This window comes from Massilia rhizosphaerae (genome assembly GCF_016093545.1).
In the GTDB taxonomy this organism is placed as follows: Bacteria; Pseudomonadota; Gammaproteobacteria; order Burkholderiales; family Burkholderiaceae_D; genus Telluria; species Telluria rhizosphaerae.
Map to the genome: position 1 here is coordinate 656,598 of NZ_JADKYX010000001.1, position 18,611 is coordinate 675,208.

16 protein-coding genes are annotated in these 18,611 nt (G+C 69.6%); 9 read left to right on the plus strand and 7 right to left on the minus strand.

All coding sequences use genetic code 11. The features are described from left to right. The first annotated feature begins 1 nt into the window (after position 1). Both ISF28_RS02765 and ISF28_RS02770 read left to right on the plus strand, forming a co-directional pair. Entirely contained in the window at positions 2-1,372 is a 1,371-nt protein-coding gene (locus tag ISF28_RS02765; protein WP_198115587.1) for an amino acid permease, read from the plus strand. A gap of 85 nt (positions 1,373-1,457) precedes the next feature. Beyond that, entirely contained in the window at positions 1,458-1,724 is a 267-nt protein-coding gene (locus ISF28_RS02770; protein ID WP_198115588.1) for a cupin domain-containing protein, read from the plus strand. Here the strand turns inward: ISF28_RS02770 and ISF28_RS02775 are convergent. Next, on the minus strand, positions 1,721-2,251 hold the full coding sequence (locus ISF28_RS02775) for a hypothetical protein (RefSeq protein WP_198115589.1): 531 nt from the start codon (positions 2,249-2,251) through the stop codon (positions 1,721-1,723). The two genes, ISF28_RS02770 and ISF28_RS02775, sit on opposite strands and share 4 nt — an antisense overlap. A 24-nt stretch (positions 2,252-2,275) precedes the next feature. Further along, positions 2,276-3,193, minus strand: coding sequence for a PLP-dependent cysteine synthase family protein (locus ISF28_RS02780; protein WP_370663379.1), 918 nt, complete (start codon positions 3,191-3,193; stop codon positions 2,276-2,278). A 445-nt stretch (positions 3,194-3,638) separates the two neighbouring features. Between ISF28_RS02780 and ISF28_RS02785 the strand changes: the two genes are divergently transcribed. Continuing rightward, the gene (locus ISF28_RS02785; RefSeq protein WP_198115590.1) at positions 3,639-4,013 is read left to right on the plus strand and encodes a group III truncated hemoglobin; all 375 of its coding nucleotides are present in this window, start codon (positions 3,639-3,641) and stop codon (positions 4,011-4,013) included. Here the strand turns inward: ISF28_RS02785 and ISF28_RS02790 are convergent, their stop codons facing one another. From ISF28_RS02790 to ISF28_RS02800, 3 genes are all read right to left on the minus strand, one after another. Beyond that, positions 4,014-6,320 (minus strand): hybrid sensor histidine kinase/response regulator, encoded by a 2,307-nt coding sequence (locus ISF28_RS02790; RefSeq protein WP_229518818.1) that lies wholly within the window; start codon positions 6,318-6,320, stop codon positions 4,014-4,016. It lies immediately after the preceding gene. 145 nt (positions 6,321-6,465) lie between these two features. Continuing rightward, the gene (locus tag ISF28_RS02795; RefSeq protein WP_198115591.1) at positions 6,466-7,653 is read right to left on the minus strand and encodes a hypothetical protein; all 1,188 of its coding nucleotides are present in this window, start codon (positions 7,651-7,653) and stop codon (positions 6,466-6,468) included. 74 nt (positions 7,654-7,727) lie between these two features. Continuing rightward, positions 7,728-10,127, minus strand: a complete 2,400-nt coding sequence (locus tag ISF28_RS02800; RefSeq protein WP_198115592.1) for a glycoside hydrolase family 31 protein — start codon at positions 10,125-10,127, stop codon at positions 7,728-7,730. Positions 10,128-10,316: 189 nt separating this feature from the next. Here ISF28_RS02800 and xth point away from each other — a divergent pair, with 189 nt between their 5' ends. Continuing rightward, a complete protein-coding gene (gene xth, locus ISF28_RS02805; RefSeq protein ID WP_198115593.1) occupies positions 10,317-11,102 on the plus strand; it encodes an exodeoxyribonuclease III in 786 nt (261 codons plus the stop codon). 3 nt (positions 11,103-11,105) lie between these two features. Here xth and ISF28_RS02810 read toward each other — a convergent pair whose 3' ends face one another. Continuing rightward, positions 11,106-11,744 carry a TetR/AcrR family transcriptional regulator gene (locus tag ISF28_RS02810; RefSeq protein WP_198115594.1) on the minus strand — a complete coding sequence of 213 codons (639 nt, stop codon included), beginning with the start codon at positions 11,742-11,744 and terminating at the stop codon, positions 11,106-11,108. 106 nt (positions 11,745-11,850) lie between these two features. On the opposite strand from ISF28_RS02810, the gene ISF28_RS02815 reads away from it, so the two are divergent. The 5 genes from ISF28_RS02815 (at position 11,851) to lpdA (ending at position 18,118) form a co-directional block, all read left to right on the plus strand. Next, positions 11,851-12,834: an alpha/beta fold hydrolase gene (locus tag ISF28_RS02815; RefSeq protein WP_198115595.1), complete on the plus strand. Its 984-nt coding sequence runs from the start codon at positions 11,851-11,853 to the stop codon at positions 12,832-12,834. A 224-nt stretch (positions 12,835-13,058) separates the two neighbouring features. Then, the gene (locus ISF28_RS02820) at positions 13,059-14,291 is read left to right on the plus strand and encodes a 3-methyl-2-oxobutanoate dehydrogenase (2-methylpropanoyl-transferring) subunit alpha (RefSeq protein WP_198115596.1); all 1,233 of its coding nucleotides are present in this window, start codon (positions 13,059-13,061) and stop codon (positions 14,289-14,291) included. A gap of 71 nt (positions 14,292-14,362) precedes the next feature. Further along, entirely contained in the window at positions 14,363-15,367 is a 1,005-nt protein-coding gene (locus ISF28_RS02825; protein WP_198115684.1) for an alpha-ketoacid dehydrogenase subunit beta, read from the plus strand. 2 nt (positions 15,368-15,369) lie between these two features. Next, positions 15,370-16,713, plus strand: coding sequence for a dihydrolipoamide acetyltransferase family protein (locus ISF28_RS02830; protein WP_198115597.1), 1,344 nt, complete (start codon positions 15,370-15,372; stop codon positions 16,711-16,713). 4 nt (positions 16,714-16,717) lie between these two features. Beyond that, a complete protein-coding gene (lpdA, locus tag ISF28_RS02835; RefSeq protein ID WP_198115598.1) occupies positions 16,718-18,118 on the plus strand; it encodes a dihydrolipoyl dehydrogenase in 1,401 nt (466 codons plus the stop codon). Positions 18,119-18,235: 117 nt separating this feature from the next. Here lpdA and ISF28_RS02840 read toward each other — a convergent pair whose 3' ends face one another. Beyond that, positions 18,236-18,577: a hypothetical protein gene (locus tag ISF28_RS02840; protein WP_198115599.1), complete on the minus strand. Its 342-nt coding sequence runs from the start codon at positions 18,575-18,577 to the stop codon at positions 18,236-18,238. Positions 18,578-18,611: the final 34 nt, after the last annotated feature.

The following is an 18,611-nucleotide window of genomic DNA, read 5'->3' on the forward strand; positions in this document are numbered from 1 at the left end:
CATGGCCTCCGACGACACCCAACTCCACCGCGGCCTCAAGAGCCGGCACATCCAGCTGATGGCCCTCGGCGGCGCCATCGGCACGGGCCTCTTCCTCGGCGTGGCGGAGACGGTCCGCCTGGCCGGTCCCTCGGTCCTGCTCGGCTATGCCATCGCCGGCCTGATCGCTTTTTTGATCATGCGCCAGCTGTCCGAGATGATGGTCGACGAACCCGTGGCCGGCTCGTTCGGCCACTTCGCCGACAAGTATTGCGGCCGCTTCGCCGGCTTCGTCTCCGGCTGGAATTACTGGGTGTTGTACGTGCTCGTCAGCATGGCCGAGCTGTCCGCCGTCGGCATCTACGTGCAGTACTGGTTCCCGGGCGTGCCCACATGGGTGTCGGCGCTCGGATGCTTCCTGCTCGCGAACGGCATCAGCCTCATCAACGTGCGCGCGTTCGGCGAGAGCGAGTTCTGGTTTTCCGTGATCAAGGTGGCGGCCATCGTCGCGATGATCGTCTACGGCGTGTTCCTGCTCGCGAGCGGCGGGGCGGGACCGCAGGCGTCCGTCGCCAACCTGTGGACGCACGGCGGCTTTTTCGCGCACGGGATCAAGGGGCTCGTGATGTCGATGGCGATCATCATGTTTTCGTTCGGCGGCCTGGAAGTCATCGGCATCACGGCGGCCGAGGCGGCCGATCCGTCGCGCTCGATCCCGCGCGCGACGAACCAGACCCTGTGGCGCATCCTCGTGTTCTATGTCGGCGCGCTGGCCGTGCTGCTGGCGCTGTATCCGTGGGACCAGATCGTGCCCGGCGCCAGCCCGTTCGTGCTGATCTTCAAGGCGCTGGATGCCGGCGTCGTCGCGCACGTGCTGAACGTCGTCGTGCTGACGGCCGCGCTGTCCGTCTACAACAGCTGCGTGTACTCCAACAGCCGCATGCTGTACGGCCTGGCCGTGCAGGGCCACGCGCCGCGCGCGCTGCTGCGCGTGAACGAGCGCGGCGTGCCGCTCGCGTCGCTGGGCGTGTCGGCCGTCGCCACGGCGCTGTGCGTGGGCGTCAACTACGCCGTGCCGGGCAAGGCGCTGGGCTTGCTGATGGGCCTCGCCGTGGCCGGCATGCTGATCAACTGGGCGATGATCAGCTGGTCGCACCTGCGCTTTCGCGCCGCCAAGCGCGCCGCGGGCCAGCGGACGGCGTTCCCGAGCCCGCTCTATCCGTTCACGAACTGGGCCTGCCTGCTCTATCTCGGCGGGATCGTCGCGGTCATGTATGCGACGCCGGAACTGCGCCTGTCCGTGTGGCTGATCCCCGCCTGGCTCGTCGCGCTGGCCGCGGGCTACCGCGCGGCGGAGGGCCGGCGCGCCCGCCTCGCCCGCGCCGGCGCCTAGCGGCCGCTGGCGGCGCGTACGCCGCGTGTCCCGTCATGGATGCTACACTCGGCCCATTCCAAAAGCGACGAGTTGCGAGCCGAGCATGGAACAACAAGAGTTTCTCGACACCCTGGAGGCGGAAGGCTATGCGGCGCCGGTGCTGGTGCGGCGCGAACCGGACGGCCGCCTCGACGACCACGCCCATCCGTTCGAAGCGAAGGCGCTGATCCTCAAGGGCGAAGTCCGCATCCACGCGGGCGGCGAAATCAAGATCTACCGCCCCGGCGACGTGTTCCACCTGCGCCGCGACGAACCGCACCGCGAAAGCTACGGCCCGGACGGCGTGGAATACCTGGCCGGCCGCCGCTAGGCGCCGGCGCGCGCCTGGGCCAGCACGAGCACGGGCTGCGCGCCCGGCGCGCGGAACACGATCGCGAAGCAGTCGAACCAGTCCTGCGGATCGGGGCAGCCATCGGCCAGCATCGCCCGGTAATCGTCTTCCGCTTCGTACGAATACACGACGACGACTTCGCCGGCCACGGGGCCGAACCACGCCTCGTCGTCCGCGTGCGGGCGCACGCCGTCGCCGTGGCGGCCGCTCCAGCCGTGCCGGGCCGGGTCGAACAGCAGCACGTCACGCCCGCACACGGGACACGCCGCGTGGACCGGTGCGACGGGCGCTGCGACCGTCTTGCGGCCGAACAGGCCGCGCCGCTCCTGCCGCCGCGCCGTGCGCAGCCTCAGCTCCCAGCTGCCGCACGGGCACCCGAGCCGGCGCGCGAGACAATCCGGGCCGTGCCGCAAGCCGCGCACGGCGGGCGTCGCGACGTTGGCCAGCATGAAGGGCGCCAGGTTGGCGGGGATGCGGGCACCGAGCAGGGCAACGAGGTCCGACACCGCAGCCTCCAGGATCAGAGTGAGTCAGAAATACTTCGACAGATAGTACACGCCGGAGTCCGGGAACACAGTGGCCACACGCTTGCCCGCCAGCTGCGGCAGCAGCTGCGCGATGCCGGCCGCGACGCAGCCGCTCGATCCGCCGGCCAGGATGCCCTCCTCCGCCGCGAGGCGCCGGCACCATTCCAGCGCGTCTTCGTCCGCGATCTGCACGACGTCGTCCACGACGTCCGGGTCGAAGCTGCGCGACGCCTGGCACTTGCCCACGCCTTCGACGACGCTCACGAACGGCCCTTCCGCGGACACGTCGGAGACGACCTTGCGGTATGCCGAGTTGCGCGGTTCCACGCCGAGCACGACCACGTCCGGCTTCTGTTCCTTGAGGTAGCGGCCGATGCCGGAAATCGTGCCGCCCGAACCGATGCCGCACACGAACACGTCGACCTCGCCGGCCACCTGCCGCCACAGCTCCGGTCCCGTGTCGCGGTAATGGGCTTCGCGGTTCAGCGCTGAGCGGTACTGGTCGAGGTAGTGGATGTTCTCGCCCTGCGCGAGCCGCTCGGCCACGGCCTGGTAGCCGCCGGCGGGATCGCGGCCGTCCTCCGGCGCGCACAGGTGCACCTCGGCCCCGTAGGCGCGGATGCGCTTGATCTTTTCGATGCTCGTCGTCTGCGGCACGGTGACGTCGCAGCGCAGGCCGAGCACGGCGCTGGCCATGGCGAGCGCCGCCCCCGTGTTGCCGGACGAGCTCTCGACGACATGCGCCGTGCCCGCCGGCAGGCTTTGCAGCATGAAGCGCACCATCCGGTCCTTGATGCTGCCGCCCGGGTTCATGTATTCCAGCTTCGCCACCACGTCCACGCCGGGGAACAGACGTCCCAGCCTGACGACGGGGGTGTCGCCGATCGCGTCCATCACGGAAGATTTGACTTGGGATTCCACGCCGCTCCTTTCACTGAGATTGCCGCTAAGAAAGACTAGCACAACAATCCGTTCAATGGCGTCGGATTGAAAACGTGCGCGCGGCCCGGATGAACTTCGTACCTTAACCGGCCGACGCACGTTCCGGCAAGACATCATCGTGCTCCTGCGACCAAACTGCTTCATCGCCACAACTGAAATATCTCAGCGACAATACGCGTATTTGCGACCTGAACGCGTACACGAGCTTCGACGAGACTGCCTATATGCTGCCCGTCCCCACCGATCGCAAGGAGAACGTCGAGACCGCGTTCACGGCCCTCGGCGCAGGAGACGGCCAGCCTGGCCAAGTAAATCCAGGCCGGCAATAACTGCATTTTAAATGCATCTTTGGTAGAATGATGGTGCCGGGTCGATGGTCAATAATCGATCCCGGCGCCGTTTCCATTTCTACCGCAGGCCACGCATGCCCTCCCCCGCCATCACCGAATCGTCGATCGTCCAGCTGGTCGACACGTTTTATGCCCGCGTGCGCGACGACGCCGTGCTGTCCCCCGTGTTCGAAGCGAAGCTGGCCGGCCGCTGGCACGAGCACATGCCGCGCATGGTTGCGTTCTGGACCAAGGTCTTGCTGGGCACGGGCGAGTTCCAGGGCAATGTGTTCGGCAAGCACATGGCCCTGTCCGGCATCGAGACGGAGCACTTCGTCCGCTGGCTCACGCTGTTCCGGCTGACGGCGGTCGACGTGTTCGGCATCGACGGCGCGACGGAGGCGCTGGCCGTGGCCCAGCGCATCGCCTCGAGCCTGCAACTGGGCTTCTTCGGCGATATCCGCGTCTGATCAGGCCAGCTTGCCGGTGGCGGCGCGGTCCGCCATGGCGGCCAGCAGCGCCTGTTTCAGCTGCAGATCCGTGAACGGCTTGGTCAGCACACGGGCCGTCACGTCGGCCACGCCGGCCACCAGGTTACCGTAGCCGGACGCGAACACGATGGCGACGTCCGGATGGCCGGCGACGATGCGCCGGGCCAAGCTCAGGCCGTCCTGGTCCGGCAGGCTGTAGTCGACGACGGCCGCGTCGTAGCGCCCGCGCGCCAGCAGCTCGATGGCCTCGCCCGCCGTCGCCGCCTCGTCGGCCTGGAAGCCGGCGTCCAGCAGGATCCCCCGATACAGCTCGCGCGCCCGGGCGTCGTCGTCCACGAGCAGCACGCGCGGGCCGTCCGCCCGGGCCGGGCCGCCCAGCAGCTGGCGCACCTTGCCCGCCAGCTTTTCGCGCCGGTACGGCTTCGACAGCAGCTCCACGCCCGGGTCGAGGCGGCCGCCGTGGATGATCGCGTTCTGCGTGTAGCCGGACGTGTACAGGACCTTCATGTCCGGCAGCAGCGCCCGCGCCTGGCGCACCAGTTCCGTGCTATTGAGCTTGCCGGGCATGACCACGTCCGTGAACAGCAGGTCGCAGCGCACGCCGGCCTTGAGAACGGCCAGCGCCATCTCGGCATCGTCGGCGCGCAGCACGCGGTAGCCCAGCTGGGACAGCATGCCGACGACGGTGGCCTGGACGTTCGGGTCGTCCTCGACGACGAGGATCGTTTCCGTGCCGCCGCGCGCCTCGCCCGCGACCGGTTCGGGCAGCGTCTGTTCCGCCTCCAGGGCGCGCGGGAAATAGGCCTTGATCGTGGTGCCGTGGCCCACTTCGCTGTAGATGCGGAAATGGCCGCCGCTCTGCTTGACGAAGCCGAACGCCATCGACAGCCCCAGGCCCGTGCCTTGCCCTTCGCTCTTGGTCGTGAAGAACGGCTCGATGGCGCGCTCGCGCACGTCGGGCGCCATGCCCGTGCCCGTGTCGGTGATCGCGAGCAGCACGTACTGCCCCGGCGGCACCTCGTGCGCCGCGCTCACGTACGTATCGTCGAGCATCGTGTTGGACAATTCCACCGTGAGCTTGCCGCCGCCCGGCATCGCGTCGCGGGCGTTGATGGCGAGGTTCAGCACGACGTTTTCCAGCTGGTGCGGATCGAGAGTCGCATTCCACAGCGAGGCCGACACGACGGTCTCCACCTCGACGTGCTCGCCGACGGCGCGCCGCACCAGTTCCTCCATGTTGCGCACGACGCGGCCCGGGTTCAGCACGTACGGCTGCAGCGGCTGGCGGCGCGCGAACGCGAGCAGTTGCGACGACAGCTTGGCGCCCCGGTCGACGCCGCCCAGGGCCATCTGCAGATGGCGTTGCGCGGCGGGCTGGCCGGCCACGGCGCCGCCCAGCAGTTGCAGGCTGCCGCCGATCACTTGCAGGATGTTGTTGAAGTCGTGGGCGACGCCTCCGGTCAGCTTGCCGACCGCTTCCAGCCGCTGCGCGTGCTGCAGCGCGTGGCGCGCCTCTTCCAGCTGGACGCGCTGGGTGACGTCGCGCGTGATCTTCGCGAAGCCGACGAGGCGGCCGTCCGCGTCGCGGATCGCATCGACGACGACGTCGGCCCGGAAGCGCGTGCCGTCCTTGCGCACGCGCACGCCCTCGCCCTGGAAGCGGCCCAGCTCGCGCGCCGTCACCAGCACGTGCTCCGGCAGGCCGGCGCGCCGGTCGTCGTCCGTGTAGAAGCGGCTGAAATGCGTGCCGATCACCTCGTCGGCCGTGTAGCCCTTGATATTGCGCGCGCCCGCGTTCCACGTCGTCACGAGGCCTTCCGGCGACAGCATGTAGATGGCGTAGTCGATCACGCTGTCGACCAGCAGCCGGAATTGCTCCTCGCTGCGGCGCAGCGCTTCGCGCGCGAGCTTCTTGTCGCTGATGTCGCGCGTGATCTTGGCGAAGCCGAGCAGCCGGCCTTCGTCGTCCAGGATGGGATCGATGACGACGGAGGCCCAGTAATGGCTGCCGTCCTTGCGCACGCGCCAGCCTTCCGCTTCGAACCGCCCCATTTCCAGCGCCGTGGCGAGCGCGCGTTCCGGCAGGCCGGCGGCGCGGTCGGCCGGCGTGTAGAACCGGGAAAAGTGCTCGCCCAGGATCTCGGCCTCCGAATAGCCCTTGAAGCGGCGGGCGCCGGCGTTCCAGCTGGCGACGGTGCCGTCGGGATTCAGCATGTAGATCGCGTAGTCCGCGACGCGCTCGATCAGCATTTGCATGCGGCGCTGGGTGGTGAAATCGGAGGTCATGGCGGCGAAAAGTCAAACGTCGGCGGTCTCATTATAACATTCTGGAAATTTCCATGCATTAAATGAAACGTTTGTAGCCGCCGAGACAAGATTGTGTATTCGCCACGATCGCGGTGCCCGGCCATCGTCGACGGCCGGGCACCCGCTATCCCCTACAGGCGAGGCCGTAGCGCGTCATCATGCAGCCGTGCTGGTAGCACTGGCGCTCGTCGTAGCCGTGGGCGCGGCATTGCATCAGGGTTTCTTCGCGGCGCTGGCGCGCCGACGGCGCGGCGGCGGCCGCCGGTTCGTCCTGGACGGGCGCGCGGCGGGCCTGAGCGGCGGCATGCCTGCGCGCGGACGATGTGTGATGTGGCGTGCGCCGGGGCGGCTGGCTGACGTCGACCGGCGCCGCGGTGCCACCGGCCGCCGGCGCCGCGGGCGCGTCGAGCGCCGGCGCGGGTGCGGGTGCGGGTGCGGACGCCGTTGCGGCATCCGGTTCCGGCGGCGCGGGCAGCGGCTTCACGGCGTCCGCCGGGGGGCTCTGCACCGGCAACGGGGACACCGGAGCCGGCGAGCCCGCCGCGAACGCCTGCGCGCCGCGTGACGCCGGTGCCGGTGCCGGTGCCGGGCTTGCCGGCGACGTGTTCGCCACGACGACGAGGGCGCCGTCGACCCGGTTTTCCTCATACAGCCACAAGCCGCCCGCCGCCAGGGCCGCCAGCAGGCTGCCGGCGATGCTCCAGGTGACGAGGCGGCGCTTCCACACGCTGCTCCAGGCCGGCTCCTCGCGCCGGGCCGCGTCGTCGCGCAGGCGCGCGGCCAGCCACTCGGCTTCCGCGTCGGGCTGGGTGGGGCGCGGGATCGTGCCGGGGTCGATGCCCGCATCGCTGCGCGGTTCGGGGGCCGGCTCGGGCGGGCGCGGCGGCGGCACGTGATCGGCGAAGGCGCGCGGGGACGGCTCCCGCTGGCGCGGCGGCGGCACGTGGCTGGCGCGCGCCTGCTCGCCGGGCACGGTCGGCTCGCCGGCCGGCGGCGCCGCCGCGGGTGGCAGTGGCGCCGTGGGCGGCGGCGGCCGGTGCTGCGCGGCCCGCTCGGCCCACGCCTCGATCGCCACGCCGAGGCCACGCGCCTGCGTGTCCGGAGCGCGCTGCATGGCGCCGGGGTCCGCCCGCTGCTCGGCCGGGCCGGCGCCGGGGCGCTGCGCGCCGGGGCCGTGCCACACCGCCGGCCGCGCGGGCCGTGCGGGCACCGCCGGAGCGGGCTCGCCCTGTGGCGGCGGCTCTGGCGGGTGCGGCGGCGGCGCCTGGGCCGAGCCGCTTTCCTGGAAGTCCTGCAACAATTGGGTCTTCATGGTGCGATGCGCAATCCGGATAACCGGATGGGCAGTGTACCGAATCCCGGCCAAGCGCGGAGCGCGCCTGACCGCTACAGGGTGACGACGACCTCCAGCGGGGCCGAACGCACGGCCGGCAGCGGCACGTCGAGCACGCGGCGCCGGGCGTCCCAACGGAACGCCAGCGCCCGTCCGGCGGCCCGCACGGCGCGCGGCCGGGCCGCCACGTTGTGCACCTTGAGGTCGAACGTCCGGGCCGTGGGAGTCGCCGCGGCGCCCGTCTCGGGCGCGATCGTCAAGGCCAGGCGGCCGTCGGCCAGCCGGCTCGAAAAGCGCACCAGTTCGTACATGCCGGCCTCGTAGGCGTGCGGCGTGCGGCCGTCGTCGTCGTACAGATGGCCTTCGGCCCGGGTGACGCCGGCGTCGTGCCAGTAATGCAGGTCCAACTTCGCGGTCGAATAGTCGCGCGTGCTCTGCATGGGCGGCGCGAGCGGCACGAAGGCGCCGGCGCGGACGAACGTCGGGATGCGGTCCGGCCGCGTGGCGACCGTCTCGATGATGCCGCCGCGGTGCGGCGCGTCCGTGTAAAAATCGAACCACCTGCTCCCCTTGCGGGGGAACACGACGTCCTGGCGGGTCGCGCCGGGCGCCGTCACGGGGGCGACGAGGAAGTCGGGGCCCCACAGGTAGGTCGACGCCACGCCGGCGGTCGGGAGCATGTCGTCGTCCGGGTCCTCGAACAGCACCGGCCGCATCATCGGCATGCCCGTGCGGCTGTCGTCGAACGCGGCCGTGTAGTTATACGGCAGCATCGCGTAGCGCAGGCGGATGGCGTCGCGCGCGAGCGCTTCCACGGCCGGCGTGCGGAACACGGCTTCGGACGGCACGTCCTCCTGCGCGTGCGGGCGGAAGATCGGCTGGAACACGCCGTATTGCAGCCAGCGCACGTACAGCTCGTCGTCCAGCACGGGACCCGCGAAACCGCCGAGGTCCGAATGCATGTATGCCTGGCCCTGCATGCCCATCTGCAGCGCGATCTCCATCTGCGACTGCAAGCCGTCCCAGCCCCGGTGCACGTCGCCGGACCACGGGATCATGCCGAAGCGCTGCGACCCCGACCAGCCCGCGCGCATCAGGATGAACGGCCGCTCCTGCGGATAATCGCGCGCATAGCCGTCCGCGATCAGGCGCGCCCACTCGTGGCCGTAGATGTTGTGGACCTGGTCCGCAGTGCCGGTCGCGTGGTGCGCGCCGGACGGGTGCATCTCCGGCTCGCCCAGGTCGCCCCACCAGCCCGCGACGCCGCCCGCCTTGAGTTCCTTGTAGATGTTCCAGAACCAGTCGCGCGCCTGCGGCTTGAACACGTCGATGAGGCCGGTGTTGCCGAAAAAAAAGTCGAACGTGTACGGTTTGCCGGCCGCATCCGTCGCCAGCACGCCGTGCTGCACGGCGTCCTGCCAGCGCTTCGACGTCGTCAGCACGAACGGTTCCGTGATCACGACCGTCTTGACGCCCTTCTTGTCGAAGTCGGCCATCATCGCTTCCGCGTGGGGAAAGCTGTCGCGGTCCCAGGCGAGATTGCCCATCGTGCCCTTGACGGTCTTGCCGAACCAGTACAGGTCGAACACGATCGCATCCAGCGGGATCTTGTCGGCGATGAACTTGTCGACGACGGCGCGCGCCTGGCTTTCCGTATGGTAGCCGAAGCGGCTCGCGAAATTGCCGAACGCCCAGCGCGGCGGCAGCGGCTGGCGGCCCGTCAGGCGCGTCGTCTCGTCCATCAGCTGCGCCCAGTCGTCGCCGGCGATCACCTGGTAGGTCTTGCGCCCGCCCATCACTTCGTAGCGCAGCGTGCCGTCCATGCGGCTGTCGAAGTCGAGCCAGCCGGCCTGCGGATTGTCGAAATGGAGCGCGTACCTGCGCGACGACACGGCCATCGGGATGCCGTAACCCATCTGGTCGGCGTGGTTGCCGAAGCTGTAGGACGCCTTGTTGTACAGGCGGAAGCGCTGGCCGCGGCGGTTCATGCCGGCCGCGCGCGACCCTGCGCCGTACAGCGCTTCGTCGCCCCGCAGCGAGAATTCGATGCTCTGCAGGCCGTCGTCATGGCCGTAGCCGTGTTTTTCCGCGACGAGCGGCTTGCCCTTGTACGCGTAGCTGATGCGAAACGGCGACTTCTCGACCGTCACCGTGATGCCGTCCGTGACGAGTTCGATGCGGCCGTCCGCCTCCTTCACCACCGCCTTCGCCTGGCCGGGCGCCAGCACGACGGCGTGCGACACGGGGTCGAATTGCTCGCCGCGCGGCACGAAGCTCGTCTCGACGATGTTCGCGTCGTAGGCACGGATCAGGTAGCGGCCGTCGCTGGTGGCGACGTCCAGCGTGCCGTTGTCGTTGCGGTAGCCGAGGTAGGCGCGGTCGGCATTCTGCGCGCGGGCCGGGAGGGCGGCGGCCAGGCACAGGGCGAGCACGGCGTGGGGAATGGGTTTCATGGTCTCCCGTCGTTGTCGTTGTTGGAATGGAAGAATTTTACCCGGTTAACGTAGCAAAGCTACACGCATGGGAGGATGTGCGTAAAATACGGCAAACCAAAACGTAGTTTGACTACTTCCGTACTGTTGTGCGGCACCCGCGGCATTCTCGGGTCAGAATAGCGGCAAACACAATCCACGAGAGACCACATGCGTATCGCCACGTTCAACGTCAACGGCATCAACAGCCGCCTCCCCGCCCTGCTGCAATGGCTGGAGGAAACGCAGCCGGACGTCGCCTGCCTGCAGGAGCTCAAGGCGCCCCAGGAAAAATTTCCCGAGATGGAGATCCGCGCTGCCGGCTATTGCCCGATCTGGCACGGCCAGAAAAGCTGGAACGGCGTCGCGATCCTCGCGCGCGGGACGGAGCCGCAGGAGTCGCAGCGCGGCCTGCCGGGCGATCCGGACGACGAACAGAGCCGCTACATCGAGGCCGTCGTGAACGGCATCCTCGTCGCCTGCCTGTATCTGCCGAACGGCAATCCGGCGCCGGGTCCCAAATTCGATTACAAGCTGCGCTGGTTCGCGCGCCTGCAGGTGCGCGCGCAAGAGTTGATCGCCACCGGGGCGCCCGTCGTCATCGCGGGCGACTACAACGTGATGCCGACCGAACTCGACGTCTACAAGCCGGAGCGCTGGGTCGACGATGCCCTGTTCCGTCCGGAGACGCGGGAAGCCTACCGGCGCCTGCTCGACCAGGGCTGGACGGACGCGCTGCGCGCCCTGCATCCGGACGAAGTCATCTACACGTTCTGGGATTATTTTCGTGACGCGTACGGCCGCAACGCGGGCCTGCGCATCGACCACCTGCTCGTCAGCCCGGCGCTGGCACCGAAGCTGAAGGCGGCCGGCGTCGACCGCGACGTGCGCGGGCGCACCAAGCCCAGCGACCACGCCCCCACGTGGATCGAGCTGGACTGGCCCAAGCTTGGGTGAGCGTCAGCCTGCGGCCTGGCGCCGCAGCGGCGGCCGACCCAGCACCATGCCGAGGCGCAGCGCGCTCTCGGTGACGACGTCGATGTCGGGCGTGTAGCCATCCTCGATCCAGCGCAGTGCGATGTGGATCACGCCGCCGACAATGCCCGCTTCCAGCAGAGGATCGGGCGGCACATCCGGCGGCACGACGTAGCGCCCCACCTGTTCGCCGATGGCACGCAGCGCGGCATCGAATGCCTTGTCGACGGCCCGGCTGACACCGCGGATCTCGACGAGGAACACGCGCGCCGAACGGGGCTCGCGCTGCAGCGCCGCAAAATACGTCCGCAGCATCGCGCGCGCCCGCGCGACCCGGCTGCGGCCGGCCCGGCGTCCCGCCTCCCGGATTTCGCCCAATACACTGTACGTGACGGCGTTGAACGAGGCGATCAGCAGCTCTTCGCTGTTGGCGAAGGATTCGTAAAAATAACGTTCCGTGAGCCCGGCGGCTTCGCACACGGCCTTGACCGTGGATTGGCGATAGCCGCGGTCGCCGTAGACGGCGACCGCAGCCCCGATCAACTGGGAACGGCGCTGGGCGCGCCGTTCATCTTGCGGGACACCGCGATAGGGCCGGGCAGTTTGTGAAGATTCTGGAGGCATTCTTCTATTTTCTCACAGAACAATGGACGCCAAATGTGACAATATTATGTGTCAATCAAGCCTGCCTCAACCTTTAGCGGAACCTCCAAAAGAAAGCGATCGTGCGATGAACTACGTCCTGTCCGCCGCGGGCATCCTGGCCCTGGCCGTCCTGCTGAGCGTCCTGTTCACGGCGTACGTGGCGCGCAAGGTGGAAGCGCTGTTGCCGCCGACGGGCCGCTGCGTCGACGTGCCCGGCGCGCGCCTGCACGTGCGCGAGTTCGCCGGCGGCGCCCCGGGCGCGCCGGCGATCCTGCTCGTGCACGGCCTCACCGGCCAGCTGGCCCATTTCACCTTCGGCGTGACGGGACGCCTGCAGGGGCGGCACCGGCTCGTCGCCGTCGACCGGCCGGGCTCCGGCTACTCGACGCGCGCGCCGGGCGTGCCGGCGGACCTGCGCACGCAGGCGGCCGCCCTCGCCGCGCTGATCGAGCAGTTGGGGCTCGAGCGGCCGCTCGTCGTCGGCCACTCGCTGGGCGGCGCGCTGGCCCTCGCCCTCGCGCTGGACCACCCGCGCCACGTGGGCGCACTCGCCCTCGTCGCGCCGCTGACGCACATGCAGGACCGGGTGCCGTCCGTGTTCGAGGGCCTGACGATTTTGTCGCCCGTGTGGCGCACCATCGTCGCCTGGACGCTCGCGACGCCCGTCTCGATCAAGAACAGCCGCGCGACGCTGGACGCGGTGTTCGGTCCCGAACCGGTGCCGGACGATTTCGCCACGCGCGCCGGCGGCCTGCTCGGCCTGCGGCCGGGCGCCTTCCTGGCCGCATCGGACGACCTGCGCTTCCTCCCCGACTGCCTGCCCGAGCAACAGACGCGCTACGCCGAACTGGACCTGCCCGTGTCCATCCTGTACGGCAAGGACGACCGCATCCTCGATCCGCAGGCGCACGGCCAGGCGCTGGCCGACAAGGTCCGCGGCGCGCGGCTGGAACTGGTCGAGGGCGGCCACATGCTGCCCATGACCAATCCTGAGGCCACGGCCGCCTTCATCGCGGCCACCGCCGCCCGCTGCCGCGGCGGTGCGCGCGCGGCCGCCGTGCACGGCTGAGCTTGCCGCATCGGCCGGACGACCGGCCATCCCCTTGTCCGAATCGGCCCACCTTCGCTGCACCGCATGCTAAGGTCCGGGCCTGATGCGGCACGCCGCCGCGCGGCGATCCCGCGCCGGCATGCTGCGGGGCAGCACGAAAAATCCTGGCGAAAGCTCCCGTGCGCTGTCCGCCAGGAATTATTATGTTGCTGCCGCACACACCTTACCAAGGGGGAGCGTTTATGAGCCAGAGTCAACCTCTGTCGCTGCACGTCCCGGAGCCTACCGGCCGCCCGGGTTGCAAGACCGATTTTTCTTATCTCGATATCCGCCCGGCCGGAACGACGCCCCGGCCACCGGTCGACGTCCGCTACCAGGACACGGCCGAACTCGCCGCCGGCATGATCCGCGTGCTGGACGACGCCGACGACGCCGTCGGGCCGTGGGATCCGGGCCTGTCCCGCGATATCCTGCGCTTCGGCCTGCGCACGATGATGAAGACGCGTATCTTCGATGCGCGCATGGTCATCGCCCAGCGCCAGAAAAAGCTGTCGTTCTACATGACGGCGCTCGGCGAGGAAGCGATCGGCAGCGCCCACGCGCTCGCGCTGCGCGACGGCGACATGTGTTTTCCCACATACCGGCAACAAAGCCTCCTGATGGCGCGCGACTATCCGCTCGTCGACATGGTGTGCCAGCTGCTGTCGAACGAGCGCGATCCGATGAAGGGCCGCCAGCTCCCCGTCATGTATTCCGTGAAGGCCAAGGGCTTCTTTTCCATTTCCGGCAACCTCGCCACGCAGATCCCGCAGGCCGTCGGCTGGGCGATGGCGTCCGCGATCAAGGGCGACACCAAGATCGCATCCGGCTGGATCGGCGACGGCGCCACGGCCGAAAGCGATTTCCACACGGGCCTCACGTTCGCCCACGTGTACCAGGCGCCCGTGATCCTGAACGTCGTCAACAACCAGTGGGCGATCTCCACGTTCCAGGCGATCGCCGGCGGCGAGAGCGTGAGCTTCGCCGCGCGCGGCGTCGGCGCCGGCATCGCGTCGTTGCGCGTGGACGGCAACGATTTCCTCGCCGTCTACGCCGCCTCGTGCTGGGCCGCGGAACGGGCGCGCAACAACCTCGGCCCCACCTTGATCGAATGGGTGACGTACCGCGCCGGCCCGCACTCGACGTCGGACGACCCGTCGCGCTACCGCCCCGCCGACGAATGGACCTATTTCCCGCTGGGCGACCCGGTCGCCCGCCTGCGCCGCCACCTCGTCAAGAAGGGCTGGTGGTCGGACGCGGAACACGAGGCCCTGCAGGCCGAACTGGAAGCGGAAGTCGTCGCCGCGCAGAAGGAGGCGGAACGCTACGGCACGCTGATCGACGGCCGCGTGCCGAGCGCCGCGTCGATGTTCGAGGACGTCTACAAGGACATGCCCGAACACCTGCGCCGTCAACGCCAACAACTGGGGGTCTAATGAAGCGCGACATCGACAAGGATACCGTCGGCGGGCAGGCGGCGCCGGCGCAGCAGGACAAGACGACCCCGATGACGATGATCCAGGCCCTCCGATCGGCCATGGACGTCATGTTGGGACGTAGCGACGACGTCGTCATCTACGGCCAGGACGTGGGCTATTTCGGTGGCGTGTTCCGCGTGACGGACGGCCTGCAGGCGAAGTACGGCAAGCAGCGCGTGTTCGACGCGCCGATCTCGGAAGGCGGCATCGTCGGCACCGCGGTCGGCATGGCCGCGTACGGCCTGCGGCCCGTCGTCGAGATCCAGTTCGCCGACTATTTTTATCCGGCCACCGACCAGATCGTGTCGGAGGCGGCGCGCCTGCGCTACCGCTCGGCGGGCGACTTCACGGCGCCGCTGACGATCCGCATGCCCTGCGGCGGCGGCATCTACGGCGGCCAGACGCACAGCCAGAGCCCGGAAGCGTTCTTCACCCACGTGTGCGGCCTGCGCACGGTGATGCCGTCCAACCCGTACGACGCGAAAGGCCTGCTGATCGCCGCGATCGAGAACGACGACCCGGTGATCTTCCTGGAGCCGAAGCGGCTGTACAACGGCCCGTTCGACGGCCACCACGACCGCCCCGTCGTCTCGTGGGCCAAGCATCCGCGCGGCGACGTCCCGGAAGGCTATTACACGGTCCCGCTGGACAAGGCCGCCGTGTTCCGCGAAGGCGCCGACCTCACCGTGCTCACCTACGGCACGATGGTCTGGGTGTCGGAAGCGGCCGCCAACGAGACCGGCATCGACGCCGAGATCATCGACCTGCGCACCCTGTGGCCGCTGGACCTGGAGACGGTCGTCGCATCCGTGCAAAAAACCGGCCGCTGCGTCGTCGTCCACGAGGCGACGCGCACCAGCGGCTTCGGTGCGGAACTGGCGGCCCTCGTGCAGGAACACTGCTTCTACCACCTGGAAGCGCCGATCGAGCGCGTGACGGGCTGGGACACGCCCTACCCGCACGCGCAGGAATGGGCGTATTTTCCGGGACCCGACCGCGTGGGCGCGGCATTCAAGCGAGCGATGGAGGCCTGAGGATGGGACAGCATGTGATCAAGATGCCGGACCTGGGCGAAGGCATCGCGGAAGTGGAAGTCGTCGCGTGGCGCGTGCAGCCCGGCGACGCAATCGTCGAGGACCAGATCCTGGCCGACGTCATGACGGACAAGGCGACCGTGGAGATTCCGTCGCCCGTGCACGGCACGGTCGTCGCGCTCGGCGGCAAGGTGGGCGAGTCGCTGGCCGTCGGCGCGGAGCTGATCCGGCTCGAGGTCGAAGGCGCGGGCAATGCGCCCCCCGTCGCGCGGCCCGCGGCCGCCGCGGACGAAGCGGCCGAGGAGCCGGCCGACGAACCGGCCGACGTCCCGCACGGCTACGTGCCGGAGCCGCCGCGCGTGGCACAAGGGGCGGCGAGCGTCGCCGAGGCCCCGGCCGCCGTCGCGTCCCCGCCGCTTTCCCGCCCCGCACCCGCGCGTGCGCCGGCGCCCGCGTTGCGCGCGGCCGGCGACAAGCCGCTGGCCGCGCCGGCCGTGCGCAAGCGCGCGTGGGACCTGGGCATCGAACTGCAATACGTGGCCGGCAGCGGCCCGGCGGGACGCATCACGCACGCCGATCTCGACGCGTATGCGAGCGGCCAGCGGCGCGGCCATCCGGCGGCTGCGGACGGCCGTTACGCGCATCTCGAAGGCGAGGAAGCCGTCCCCGTGATCGGCCTGCGCCGCAAGATCGCGGAAAAAATGCAGCTGGCAAAGCGCCGGATTCCCCACTTCACTTACGTCGAGGAGATCGACGTGACGGACCTGGAAACGTTGCGCGCCCAGCTGAACGCGCGCTACGGCGAGGAACGGGGCAAGCTCACCCTGCTGCCCCTGCTGATGCGCGCCGTCGTCCTCGCCGTGCGCCAGTTCCCGGACGTGAACGCCCGCTACGACGACGAGGCGAACGTCGTCACGCGCTACCAGCCGGTCCACATCGGCATCGCGACGCAGACGGACGCCGGCCTGATGGTGCCCGTCGTGCGCCACGCCGAGGCGCGCGATCCCTGGTCCTCCGCGTCCGAAATCGCCCGCCTGGCCGACGCGGCCCGCAACGGCAAGGCGGCGAGAGACGAGCTGTCCGGGTCGACGATCACGATCACGAGCCTCGGCGCGCTGGGCGGCATCGTCAGCACGCCCGTCATCAACCATCCGGAAGTGGCGATCGTGGGCGTGAACCGCATCGTCGACCGGCCCGTCATCAAAAACGGCGGCATGGTGGCGCGCAAGCTGATGAATTTGTCGTCGTCGTTCGACCACCGCGTCATCGACGGCATGGTGGCGGCGGAATTCATCCAGGCGATCCGCGGCTATCTGGAATCGCCCGCCACCCTGTTCGTGGAGTGAACGCATGGCACTGACGAACGACACCACCACCCTCCTCGTCATCGGCGGCGGCCCGGGCGGCTACGTGGCGGCGATCCGCGCCGGCCAGCTGGGCATCCCGACCGTCCTCGTCGAAGGCGCGGACCTGGGCGGCACCTGCCTGAACATCGGCTGCATCCCGTCCAAGGCCCTGATCCACGCGGCCGACACATTCCACCAGGCCGCGCACCTGGCGCACGAGTCGCCGCTCGGCATCCGCGCGGGCGCGCCGACGATCGATGTCGCCCAAACCGTCGCATGGAAGGACGGCATCGTCAAGCGGCTGACGGGCGGCGTCGGCGCGCTGTTGAAAAAGAACGGCGTGAAGGTCGTGCGCGGCTGGGCGCGCATCCTCGACGGCAAGACGGTCGAAGTGGCCCAGGGCGACGACACCTTGCGCATCCGCTGCGAGCACCTGCTGCTCGCGACGGGGTCCGTGCCGGTCGAGCTGCCGTTCCTGCCGTTCGGCGGCGCCGTCGTGTCGTCGACGGAGGCGCTGGCGCCGGCCACGCTGCCCGGCCACCTCGTCGTCGTCGGCGCCGGCTACATCGGGCTGGAGCTGGGCATCGCCTACCGCAAGCTGGGCGCGCGGGTCACGGTCGTGGAAGCGGCCGGCCGCGTGCTGCCCGCCTACGACGACGAATTCGCAAAGCCCGTCGCGGCGAGCCTCGAGCGGCTGGGGATCGCCGTCCACCTCGAATCCAGCGTGCTCGGTCCGGCCGCCGACGGCCGCGGCGTGCGCATGAAAAACGGCGGCGGCGAAGACACGGTGCTGGAAGCGGACCGCGTGCTCGTCGCCGTCGGCCGCCGGCCCCGCACGGACGGGTATGGGCTCGAGAGCCTGCTGCTCGACATGAACGGGCGCTTCGTCCGCATCGACAACCAGTGCCGCACGTCGATGCGCAACGTGTGGGCCATCGGCGACCTGACAGGCGAACCGATGCTCGCCCACCGCGCGATGGCCCAGGGCGAGATGGTGGCCGAGATCGTCGCGGGCAAGCGCCGCCATTTCACGCCGGCCGCGATTCCCGCCGTCTGCTTCACGGACCCGGAAGTGGTCGTCGCCGGCATGACGCCGCAACAGGCCGCGCAACTGGGCGTGGAGTGCATCGCCGCGAGCTTCCCGTTCGCCGCCAACGGCCGCGCGCTGACGCTGGAGGCGCCGGACGGCTTCGTGCGCGTCGTCGCCCGCAAGGCCGATCACGTCATCGTCGGCTGGCAGGCCGTCGGTGCCGGCGTGTCCGAACTGGCGGCCGCGTTCGGGCAATCCATCGAGATGGGCGCGCAGCTCGAGGACGTGGCGGGCACGATCCACGCTCACCCGACCCTCGGCGAAGCCGTGCAGGAGGCGGCGTTGCGCGCGCTGGGGCACGCGCTGCACGTCTGACCCGCCGCGCGCAAAAGCGCGGGTGGGATACGCCGCCCCCGACGCATCCCACCCGCGCTGCGCGCCAGGCCGCTGGCACGCCCCCGATCCCGGACCAGGCCGGGCCTTGCTACGATGTCAGCTACGCCCGCGCCGGCCGCCCGCGTCCTCCGGCTCGCTGTCCGACTGGCGGCTGCCCGCGTTGCCGGTGCTCAGGCTGCCGATGCCGCCGAGTCCGGTTTGCAGCTCGCCCGCTTCCTCGCCGACATAGCCTTCGCCACCGCTGTCACGCTCGGCGTCATTGCTCAGCAAATCGTCCGTGCGGCCTTTTTGCAGATTGCCGCCCGTATCCGACCGTGCCCGGGTGCCGGTTTCGCCCGTCCCGCCCACGCCCAGCGTCTCGGCCGCGCTCGTGCCGTCCTTCGTCACCTGGTCGTAGTTGCGCCCTTTGGCGTCCTTGCCTTCGCTCTGCATGGACATCGCACTCTCCATTTGTTGTCCTTGATGATCATCA

Bases quoted from the DNA above. Each gene is read 5' to 3' on its own strand.
- ISF28_RS02765 (WP_198115587.1), top strand. From the start codon at position 2: ATGGCCTCCGACGACACCCAACTCCACCGCGGCCTCAAGAGCCGGCAC.
- ISF28_RS02770 (WP_198115588.1), top strand. From the start codon at position 1,458: ATGGAACAACAAGAGTTTCTCGACACCCTGGAGGCGGAAGGCTATGCG.
- ISF28_RS02785 (WP_198115590.1), top strand. From the start codon at position 3,639: ATGCCCTCCCCCGCCATCACCGAATCGTCGATCGTCCAGCTGGTCGAC.
- ISF28_RS02790 (WP_229518818.1), bottom strand. From the start codon at position 6,320: ATGACCTCCGATTTCACCACCCAGCGCCGCATGCAAATGCTGATCGAG.
- ISF28_RS02795 (WP_198115591.1), bottom strand. From the start codon at position 7,653: ATGAAGACCCAATTGTTGCAGGACTTCCAGGAAAGCGGCTCGGCCCAG.
- ISF28_RS02800 (WP_198115592.1), bottom strand. From the start codon at position 10,127: ATGAAACCCATTCCCCACGCCGTGCTCGCCCTGTGCCTGGCCGCCGCC.
- xth (WP_198115593.1), top strand. From the start codon at position 10,317: ATGCGTATCGCCACGTTCAACGTCAACGGCATCAACAGCCGCCTCCCC.
- ISF28_RS02810 (WP_198115594.1), bottom strand. From the start codon at position 11,744: ATGCCTCCAGAATCTTCACAAACTGCCCGGCCCTATCGCGGTGTCCCG.
- ISF28_RS02815 (WP_198115595.1), top strand. From the start codon at position 11,851: ATGAACTACGTCCTGTCCGCCGCGGGCATCCTGGCCCTGGCCGTCCTG.
- ISF28_RS02820 (WP_198115596.1), top strand. From the start codon at position 13,059: ATGAGCCAGAGTCAACCTCTGTCGCTGCACGTCCCGGAGCCTACCGGC.
- ISF28_RS02825 (WP_198115684.1), top strand. From the start codon at position 14,363: ATGACGATGATCCAGGCCCTCCGATCGGCCATGGACGTCATGTTGGGA.
- ISF28_RS02830 (WP_198115597.1), top strand. From the start codon at position 15,370: ATGGGACAGCATGTGATCAAGATGCCGGACCTGGGCGAAGGCATCGCG.
- lpdA (WP_198115598.1), top strand. From the start codon at position 16,718: ATGGCACTGACGAACGACACCACCACCCTCCTCGTCATCGGCGGCGGC.
- ISF28_RS02840 (WP_198115599.1), bottom strand. From the start codon at position 18,577: ATGTCCATGCAGAGCGAAGGCAAGGACGCCAAAGGGCGCAACTACGAC.